1 protein-coding gene is annotated in these 2,964 nt (G+C 46.5%); it reads left to right on the top strand.

Annotated features, from left to right (window positions below):
* The coding region (locus VN105_RS01960; protein WP_325637398.1) for an insulinase family protein at nt 1-2,801 on the top strand (2,801 nt) is incomplete at its 5' end.
* Between the last annotated feature and the right edge of the window lie 163 nt (nt 2,802-2,964).

Genomic DNA, 2,964 nt, shown 5'->3' with positions numbered 1-2,964 from the left:
AAGAAATGAACATAAAATTTCGCATAGCACCACTGGTGATGCTGGTGTGTAGCTCTCTTGCATCGCTTGCACAAACGCCTGATGATCTGCCACTTGATCCTGCTGTACGTACCGGTAAATTGCCTAACGGCTTTACATATTATATCCGGCATAACGAGGAGCCTAAAAACCGGGTAATATTTTACCTGGCTAATAAAGTAGGAGCGATATTGGAAACAGATGAACAACGCGGGCTTGCTCATTTTATGGAGCACATGAGTTTTAACGGAACCACACATTTTCCTAAAAATAAACTGGTTGATTACCTGCAAAAATCAGGTGTAAAGTTTGGGGCCGATCTGAACGCTTACACCAGTTTTGATGAAACAGTTTACCAGTTACCATTGCCATCCGATCAGCCGGCGTTGTTGCAGGGCGGATTGCAGATCATGCGGGATTGGGCGCATGAAGCCATACTGGACCCGGTGGAGATCAATAAAGAACGTGGAGTGGTGCTTGAGGAAAAACGCCTCGGTAAAGGGGCCTCCCAACGCATGCGGGATGTATATTTTCCTTTGATCATGAACCACGCCCGTTATGCCTACCGATTGCCTATTGGTGTGGACACTGTGTTGAATCATTTCACGCCGGCTACCCTGAAAAGCTTTTACCAGGATTGGTACCGGCCCAACCTGCAGGCGCTCATTGTGGTGGGCGATATCAACGTGGATGAAATGGAAAAAAGCATTAAGGCCAAATTCAGTGATCTGAAGAATCCCGGAAAGGAAAAAACACGGACTGTTTATAGTGTTCCGCTTACCGGGAAGAACCAATTCATCACAGTAACCGATCGGGAGAATAAGGCCATTTCCGCGGAGATTCTGATCAAACACCGGGAAAAAGCACTAAGGAGTGCAGCGGACTATCGTAATTTTATTATTCGTTCGCTCTTCAATGACATGATTGCCGCGCGTTATGATGAGGTGACAAAGCAAGCAAACCCTCCTTATATTAACGGAGGCGCAAGTATCAATAATTTTATCAACAGTCTTGACGTTTATTCTGCTAATGTAGTGGCCAGACCTGGCGAACTGGAAAAGGGTCTGAAGGCATTGTGGCGGGAAACCATAAGGGCAGACAGGTTCGGCTTTACTGAACCTGAACTGGAGAGAGCTAAGAAGAGTTACCTGAGTGTGATTGATTTTAGTTATAAAGAAAGAGATAAAACGGCCTCCAACAGATACGTTAATGAATACCTGCAGTATTTTTTAAAAGGTACTGCCGCACCAGGAATTGCCGGGGAATACCGGATGACGAAGAGCGATCTGCCAACCATCACTATAAAAGACATCAACGCAGTTTGTAAAGAATATATCCGGTCAGTAGACCGCGATATTTTAATCACTGCGCCTGAAAATGATAAAGCGGATTTACCCGGCCAGGCAACTGTAGAAAATTGGCTGGCACAGGTGGAAGCAGAATCATTGCAGCCTTATAAAGATGAAGTGAGCAAACTACCGCTTCTTTCGCATGAACCTGTAGCAGGCAAAGTCATTAAAGAGGAGAGAGACGGGATACTCGGCACTACTGTCCTGACGCTCAGTAACGGTCTTAAAGTGTTGCTAAAGCCAACAGATTTTCAAAATGAGCAGGTGATGTTCAATGGTTTCGCCCCGGGTGGCAGTTCCTTATATAATGATGCTGATTTTCCATCCGCAGCCTATTCCGCTGCAGTTACGAGCATTGCCGGCGTGGGAAATTATAATGCAACTGAGCTGAATAAATACCTTAGCGGCAAACAGGCGGGAGCCGGCGCCTTGATCAGTGAACACTTCCAGATGATTGGTGGCGGGGGTACCATGCAAGACATGGAAACTGCGTTGCAACTGACGTATGCCGATTTTACCGAACCCCGTATAGATAAGGTATTATTCGATGGCTTCATCAGTCGTAATAAAGCAGGTCTGGCTAATCGGGCTAATGACCCAAGGAGTGTTTTCGGAGATTCAGTTAACGCCGTCCTGAACCAGGGAAGCATACGCCGTTCCGGCCCGTCGGTGGCCCGACTGGAGCAAATCAACCTGGAACGGGCACTGGAGATCTACAAGGAACGTTTTGCAGATGCCTCAAATTTCACCTTTGTTTTTGTCGGCAGCTTTAAAGTGAATGAGCTGAAACCCTTACTGGAAAAATACCTGGGTGGACTGCCAGCCACACACCGGGGTGAAAGCTATAAAGACCTTGGTATACATCCGCCGGAAGGCCGGATCGAAAAAACAATCTATAAAGGTACAGCGTCGAAGGCTACCGTTAACCTCGTGTTCTCAGGCGCCTTCGATTACAGTCCGGCTGAAAAGATACAGCTGGATGCGCTGAAAGAAGTATTGCAGATCAGGCTCATTGAACGTTTGCGCGAGGATGAGAGCGGTGTATATAGTCCGGGTGTGGGGGAAACTGTGAACAAGACACCTGATCCCCGTTATACGTTTAGCATTTCGTTTGGATGCGCTCCGCAGAATGTTGAAAAACTGATCGCGTCTGTGTTGGATGAAATTAATAAACTAAAGATCTCCGGACCGCCGCAGGTCAATGTTGATAAATACAAAGCTGAGGATATGCGCGCACGGGAAACAGCACTGAAAACAAATACCTGGTGGCTCGACTATTTAGTCACCAGCCTGCAGGAGCAAACTGATTTGCATGAATTGAGTAGCTATGACAGCGACCTGTCTAAAGTGAGTCCGGCCAGCTTAAAAGCTATGGCAAATAAATATTTAAGCGGGAAGAACTTTATCCGGCTGGTGTTATTACCGGAAAAGTGATGAGGCAGGGCTGGGGAAAAATATTGAACATAGAGGCCTCAGCGACTTATTCCATTGCCTGATGTGGCCTCAGGCAATGGAATATAACAATAGCGTAATATTAGGCGCTTATCTTTGCAGTTATGCAAATGAATGACTGGAATGATCAGGACCTATGGCAACG

The organism is Chitinophaga sp., assembly GCF_035564935.1.
Lineage (GTDB): Bacteria > Bacteroidota > Bacteroidia > Chitinophagales > Chitinophagaceae > Chitinophaga.
This window is presented reverse-complemented; position numbering and strand designations above follow the sequence as displayed.